The sequence below is a fragment of the Micromonospora sp. ABR4_055 genome (assembly GCF_056160425.1).
The window spans coordinates 20458-27133 of record NZ_JBSWXD010000091.1 but is presented as its reverse complement, the minus strand read 5'-3'; the positions used below and the strand labels follow the sequence as shown (position 1 = coordinate 27133).

Below are 6676 nucleotides of genomic sequence, written 5' to 3'. Positions count from 1 at the left end.
AGGGTGTCCAGGTCTTGCGTCACAACATGATCTTGGATGCCCTCTCCTCATGCCCGGACATCGACCCCTGACTTCGGAACTACTCGTCTAGGAGCAGCGGGAACGTCGCGCAGGTCGAGCCGGCAGCAGCGCTCATCGGGACGCCCTGTCCCGTCGACCGGGCGGGTGACGCCCCGGGCCGCGATCGCGCCGGTGGATAGGGGTTGACGTCGGGACCGCAGACCTCGTACCTCAGGTGCCGGATCCGACGCGGCCGGCCCGGTTGCCCGGACCGACCGCAACGCTGGCCCGGGCCAACCGTGCGCGGGTCACCAGTGGGTCCCCGCCCGACCGAGCCCGGTCAGGACTGCTTGCGCAGCCCGATAATCTGCAGAACGGCAAACAGGCCGACGACCGCTGCCTGCATGACGATCCAGACGCGGGCGATGGTGGAGGGATCACCGAGCCCGGCAGCCGCCACCACCAGACTTGCCAACACCCAAATCACATTGACGACCACCACCATACCTGCGGCGCTGGCGCTGATCACCGAACGGGTCCCGACGATCCACACGCCGACACCGAATACCAGCAGGAAGACCCCGATTCCCCGCAGGAATCCGGTGGACAGGTCGAAAAGATCACTGAGCATGCTGGCCGCCACGAGGTACGCCAGTCCATTCAGACTGGTAACCACGGCATCCAGCTTCAACGCGAGTCGGAGGAACTTGTCGGATGTGCCGTCTGCAACGGAGCCGCGTGCCGCGGCGGCAGGAGTAGTCATGGGACGACCTTGCCAGCCCATTGGTCGCGCTGTCGATTACCTATGAGATAAGCAAATACCGAATATCAGCCGGTCGATAGCGCGAAACCGGGTAGGCCTCGCAACTCGCGCGCGGTGGCCTCGTCAGCCGGGTAGAACGATTCGATCGACAGTTCCGCGACCGTTATGTCCAGTGGAGTGCCGAACGTCGCGACTGTCGTGAACATACTCAGCACGCCCCCGCCCCGCCGGACCCGTAGCGGGACGACGATGCTGTCGACCAGGGTCAGCTCCACGTCGCCGGAATCGTCGCCCGGGTAGCCGGACAGCTCCTCCTGCAGCTCGGCCAGCACCGGGTCGCCACTGGCCTCCACCTGCCGACGCAACCGGTGGAGCAGGTGGGCCCGCCACTCCCCAAGGTTGACGATGTGTGGTGCCAGCCCTTCCGGGTGCAGGCTTGCCCGCAGAACGTTCGCCGGTGGGGCGAGCAGTGACGGCGAAACGAGATCGGTCAGCACGCCGAGGCTGGTGTTCGCTTCAACGAGATTCCAACCCCGGTCCACGACGACCGCTGGATAGGGCTCGTGGCCGGTCAGTACCTGGCGGACCGCAGCCCGGATCAGCGACATCGACGGCTCGTCCAACGGCGTCTCCGAGTACACCGGCGCGTAGCCGGCCGCCATCAGCAGTCGGTTGCGCTCGCGCAACGACAGGTCGAGCTGGTCTGCGAGTTGGAGCACCATCTCCCGACTTGGGGCCGACCTGCCGGTCTCCAGGAAGCTGAGATGGCGGGTGGAGATGTTTGCCCTGATGGCGAGTTCGAGCTGGCTGAGCCGCCGGCGCCGCCGCCAGTCCCGCAACAGCTCACCAGCAGCCGACCTGGTCATGGTGATGGACATCAGCTCATTGTGCACCACCGACTACATCGCGTCGATTACCTAGCAGGTAAGGTCTTTCGAACAGGCTGGCGGTCGCCAGCACCGTACAGGTAGGTGACGCTGGTCCGCAGCACGACCGTCGGGGTCGCGCCGTCCCTGGTCTCCAGCTGTACGCCGAAGACCGACTCCCAGTACCCCCGCGGGCGTGCCCGCGCCGACCGCAACTCGATCTGGGCACGCAGGCACGCCCCGACGCCCACTGCGGCGCCGAGCCGAATCCCGTCCACGCCCTTGTTCAGGACATGGTCCACCCCGTCCACGGTGATCACCTCGTCGATCATCGCAGGAATGAGTGCCACCACCAGAAAACCGTGCGCCACCGGGCGGCCGAATGGCCCGGCCCCGGCCCGGCCCGGGTCGACGTGGATCCACTGCCGGTCACCAGTGATGCGCGCGAAGTCGTCGATCAGCTCTTGGTCGATCCGCTTCCAGTCGCTGGTGCCGAGGTCGGCTCCCACCAGTGCAGGCAGATTGGCAGGACAGGCCAGCCGATGCATCAGCGCACCTCGGCGGCGTCGCGCCTCCCGCTGGTGGCGGCGGCCGTCGGTACCGAAGCCGCGCCCATCGCATGCACCCCGCCGTCGGCGTGGATCACCTCGCCGGTCACCGCAGGCAGCCAGTCCGACCAGAGTGCGCAGATCACCCGGCCGACCGGCAGGGCGTCATTCACGTCCCAGGGCAACGGCGACCGGTCCCAGGCCGTCTGCAGCGTCCCGAACGAGGCGATCGCCGTGGCCGCGACGGTCCGCAGCGGGCCGGAGGCCACCAGGTTCACCCGGGTGCCCTGCGGCCCCAGCGCGTGGGCCAGATACCGACAGCAGCTCTCCAGGCCGGCCTTCGCCACCCCCATCCAGTCGTAGCCGGGCCAGGCCTGGCGGGCGTCGAAGTCGAGACCGACGACCGATCCGCCACCGGCCTTCGCCAACAACGGAGCGCACGCTCGAACGATCGCCGCGAAGGAGTAGGTGGAGACCTCGATCGCCCGCGCCACGTCAGGCCACGGCGTGTGCAGGAAGTTGCCGTCCAACGCCGACGGCGGCGCGAAAGCGGCGGCGTGCAGGAGGCCGTCCAACCGTCCCCATCGTGACTGCAAATCGGCTGCCGCAGCCACCAGGTGATCGGGATCAGTGAGGTCGAGCTCCAGCACCGGACATGGTCGTGGCAGTCTCTCTGCCACGACCATGGTAATCGACAGCCCTCGCCCGAATCCCGTGAGGACGATTTCCGCGCCCTGCTCCTGCGCCAGTCGGGCGGCGGCGAATGCTATCGATCGGTCGGTGAGCACGCCGGTGACCAGGATCTTCCTGCCAGCCAATAGCATCGTATCTCCCATCGTCGTCGAGGGTGAAGGCCGGCGTCGCGGCCTTTCCGCTTTCCTGTCGTCTTCATTGTCCGACAGCCAGCTGACGAGACATTGACAGAGCACTGATCCGGCCATCTCAGCCCTCATTACCCACCAGGTAATCGACGGGCCGACCGCAGCGTGCCATATTTTCATCGACTGTCGACCCCAGCAGCTTGGCTGCCTCTACCGAAACGGAGCTAGGCGTTTCATGAGTGAAGTCACCAAGATCGTCGAACGGTACCTCGAGATCTGGAACGAGCCGGACGCACAGGCGCGCACGCAGCAGATTCGCGATCTCTGCCAGGAGAGCATCGTCTTCACCGACCCGATGGCGGACGTAAGCGGACACGAGGCGTTCAACGCACTCATCGGCGCGGTGCAACAGCAGTTCCCCGGGATGGTGTTCACGCTCGCCGGCGCCGTCGACGCCCACCACGACCTGGCCCGCTTCACCTGGGGGCTAGCGCCGGCGGGAGCGGACGAGCCCTTGGCGATCGGGTTCGACGTGATCAAGGTCGGTTCGGACGGCCGGCTCGCAACGATCTACGGGTTCCTGGACAAACTTCCCGGCTGACCGGCCCCTTCCCCACGGATGGCCTGGCCATCCGGCCTTCGGGCTCCTTGTCCGGCGGCGATCTGGCCAAGGCTCACACCAATGGGCCTTGGCCAGATCGCCGCTGCCCTGAGGCCGCAACCCGTCGCGGGGTGGCGGCCGAACCGTTCTGCTCGCCGTCCGGGCAGCGCGCCCGTACCACGGCGACCCCTCCTGTCGCGCCGGGCGACCCTGGCCACCGCCGGCAACCTGCCGCCCGCTGCCGGCGACGTGACGGTTCGGCTGACTGGCTTCGTGCCGGCCCACCGGTGAGCGGGCGGCCTGACGGCTGGAGCTCCCCTTGACGCACTCCACCACCATGTCCGAGCCGGCGTACAGTTCGTCGATCGGCACCCGGCTCGACCGGATGCCGATCACCGGCGCGCACCGTACGCTCACCCTGCTGATCGGTCTCGGGCTGTTCTTCGACTACTTCGACAGCAACCTGTCGGGCACGGTGTCCAAGGTCCTACAGGTCGAGTTCGGTGTCGACGGCAACGCCCTCAAGCTCTTTCTGGCGTCCGGATTCATCGGCCAGTTCTTCGGATCGATACTGCTCGGCCGATTGTCCGACATCATTGGACGCCGTCGGGCGTTCATGCTCAACCTCGCCGTCTACAGCGTCTTCACCCTGCTCGGTGCATTCTCGCCGAACGTCGCCTGGCTGATCGTTACCCGTTTCATCGCCGGTGTGGGGATCGGCGCAGAGCAGACACTGGCAGACTGTTACCTGGCGGAGGTACTGCCCGCCCGCCGCCGCGGACGCTTCATCGGCTGGGCCTACTGCATCGCCTTCTGCGGCGTTCCTGCCGTCGGGTTCACCGCGCTCTGGCTCGCACCGCGGACGATCCTGGGACTCGCTGGCTGGCGTTGGGTGTTCATCATCGGCGCGCTCGGCACCGCGCTCATCTGGATCCTGCGGCGCAGGCTGGTCGAATCCCCACGCTGGCTGGCCGAACAGGGCCGGACCGCCGAAGCCGAGGCAATCGTCAGCGGGCTCGAACGGCAGGCCGGAATCCAGCAGCCACCGGCCGGCACGACACCGAGCATGCTCGGACGCCCCCGCCCCCGCCCCCGCCCCCGCCCCGGCTACCGCGAGCTATTCGGGCCGCTGTACTGGCGCCGCACCGTCATGCTCTGGACGTTCTGCCTGCTTTCGGTGACGGCATACTACGGATTCGGCACGTTGGCACCACAGGTGCTCGCGGTCAAGGGATTCGACATCGTCGCCGGGCTCGGCTACACCGCGATGTCCTTCCTCGGCTATCCGATCGGTTCCCTACTGTCCGTGCCCATTCTCGACCGCGTCGAGCGACGGACGCTGATTTGTGTGTCGGCCACGCTGATGGCGGCGAGCGGCATCGGCTTCGGCCTGGCCGGCAACGCCGTCGCCATCGTCGCCTTCGGCTTCAGCTACACGTTGCTGAGCAACGTGTTCTCCACCGCGTCGCACGTCTATCTGTCCGAACAGTACCCCACCGCGTTCCGAACGACTGCGGCCGGCGCGGCCTACTCGCTGTCGCGGCTCAGCGCCGCTCTGCTGCCCTTCGTTCTACTACCGATCCTTACCAACGCCGGCGCCGGTTGGTTGTTCACCGTCATCGCCGGTTGCGTGGTCGTCATGATCGTCGCGGTCCTGCGGCTCGGCGACCGCACCACCGGGACGTCGGTCGACCTACCAGTGCAGGTGGAACAGGCCGGCTACCGCAGGAACTGACCCCGCACGCAATCGGGGTGTCCGCAAACCGTGGACGGTTCGCGGACACCCCGGTGGAGCTACCGTCTGTGTCGAACGGCGTGAGCGCGTCAGCCGAGCACGATCTGGGACTGAACGACGATCCCCACCGCAGGATGCTCACCGTCTGCCAGCCCGGCCTGCACAAGCTGCAGATCCGTCTGAACCACGACGACACTACGACCGACGCTCAACGGCCTCGCAACCGCTCGCACCGTACCCTGCCGGACCGGGGCGAAGAAGTTCACCTTCAGCTCGATGGTCGAGGTAACCGCGCCAGCGGGAATGTTCAGATAAGCGCACACACCCGCCACCGAATCCGCCAAGGTGACCAGGGCGCCCCCGTGCAGCACGCCGCCGGCCGTGCAGAGCCGCGCCTGCCAGTCCATCTCGCCGACTACCCAGTCCTGGTTCAGCTGTCCAAACCGGATATCGAGGGTCGCCGACATCGGCATGATGTCCGGCAGGGTCCGGCTGGTGACGGCCGCTGCGGTGGCCTCGTCACGGCCGTCCACGGACGGTGTCAACGGACCCTCGACGATTCGAGCCGGTAGAGGTGACGCGCGAAGTCGGTAGTGACGGTCAGTGCGTGGGCGTCGATGTAGAAATGGCCGCCAGGGAACTCACTGTTGCCGAGGTACCGGGGAGTACGGTCGCGCCACGACTGCATGGCGTCCCGCCGCTGCATGAGCGGATCCGACGCCCCACCGTACGAGACCACCGGACAACCGACCACTGCCGGCTCGTCGACGTACTGCGCGCAGATCGCCAGATCGGCACGCAACGCCGGAACCACCAGCGCCAGCATCTCCGGATTGTCATAGATTTCCGCTGGGAAGGAGCCAAGCTTCTTGATCCACTTGACCATCTCCGACTCCGACATCCGGCTCTGTTCGTCCGTCGGCTGGAAGAAGCCCTGCGGCGCCCAGCCGGACATTCCGAGCACGATCGGTCCAGGGTCGCCCTCGGCCTCGATCCGCTGAGTCAACTGGTACGCCAACTGTGACCCCATGCAGTGTCCGAAGAAGGCGTACGGACGATGGTCGAGTTCGCTGACGACCGCCTCGTACAGGGCGTCCATCAGCGGCTCCCACCGGTCGTACGCCTCCTCCTCACGCCGGTTGTGCCGGCCAGGCAGAGTAACCGCCTGAACCGCGATGTCCGACGGCAGCAACTCCGGCCAGTCTCGATAGATGATCGCTCCGCTGCCGGCATGTGGAAAGAGGAACAGGCGGATTCTGGCGTCGGCGGACGGCTCCTGCGGATGCAGCCACTGCCCAGCCTCCGACGTCTGCCCGACATAGTCAGTCATGATCGACCTCCG

8 protein-coding genes are annotated in these 6676 nt (G+C 66.8%); 2 read left to right on the top strand and 6 right to left on the bottom strand.

Going from position 1 to position 6676, the window contains the following annotated elements; genetic code table 11:
* Window positions 1-340: 340 nt before the first annotated feature.
* The 4 genes from ACXAHD_RS20345 to fabI all read right to left on the bottom strand — a co-directional run bounded on the left by ACXAHD_RS20345 (window position 341) and on the right by fabI (window position 3001).
* Complete coding sequence (locus tag ACXAHD_RS20345) at window positions 341-763, bottom strand: hypothetical protein (RefSeq protein ID WP_475052504.1); 423 nt, start codon at window positions 761-763, stop codon at window positions 341-343.
* 65 nt (window positions 764-828) lie between these two features.
* Complete coding sequence (locus tag ACXAHD_RS20340) at window positions 829-1635, bottom strand: helix-turn-helix transcriptional regulator (RefSeq protein ID WP_281555678.1); 807 nt, start codon at window positions 1633-1635, stop codon at window positions 829-831.
* Window positions 1636-1676: 41 nt separating this feature from the next.
* Complete coding sequence (locus ACXAHD_RS20335; protein ID WP_281551209.1) at window positions 1677-2138, bottom strand: MaoC/PaaZ C-terminal domain-containing protein; 462 nt, start codon at window positions 2136-2138, stop codon at window positions 1677-1679.
* A 38-nt stretch (window positions 2139-2176) separates the two neighbouring features.
* Window positions 2177-3001: an enoyl-ACP reductase FabI gene (fabI, locus tag ACXAHD_RS20330; protein ID WP_475052506.1), complete on the bottom strand. Its 825-nt coding sequence runs from the start codon at window positions 2999-3001 to the stop codon at window positions 2177-2179.
* Window positions 3002-3233: 232 nt separating this feature from the next.
* On the opposite strand from fabI, the gene ACXAHD_RS20325 reads away from it, so the two are divergent.
* A complete protein-coding gene (locus ACXAHD_RS20325; protein ID WP_281551211.1) occupies window positions 3234-3599 on the top strand; it encodes a nuclear transport factor 2 family protein in 366 nt (121 codons plus the stop codon).
* A gap of 319 nt (window positions 3600-3918) precedes the next feature.
* Window positions 3919-5334, top strand: a complete 1416-nt coding sequence (locus ACXAHD_RS20320) for an MFS transporter (protein ID WP_281551212.1) — start codon at window positions 3919-3921, stop codon at window positions 5332-5334.
* Between the two features lie 89 nt (window positions 5335-5423).
* On the opposite strand, the gene ACXAHD_RS20315 is transcribed toward ACXAHD_RS20320, so the two are convergent.
* Window positions 5424-5867, bottom strand: coding sequence for a PaaI family thioesterase (locus tag ACXAHD_RS20315; RefSeq protein WP_289213472.1), 444 nt, complete (start codon window positions 5865-5867; stop codon window positions 5424-5426).
* Window positions 5868-5875: 8 nt separating this feature from the next.
* Window positions 5876-6664, bottom strand: a complete 789-nt coding sequence (locus tag ACXAHD_RS20310; RefSeq protein WP_281551214.1) for a thioesterase II family protein — start codon at window positions 6662-6664, stop codon at window positions 5876-5878.
* Window positions 6665-6676: the final 12 nt, after the last annotated feature.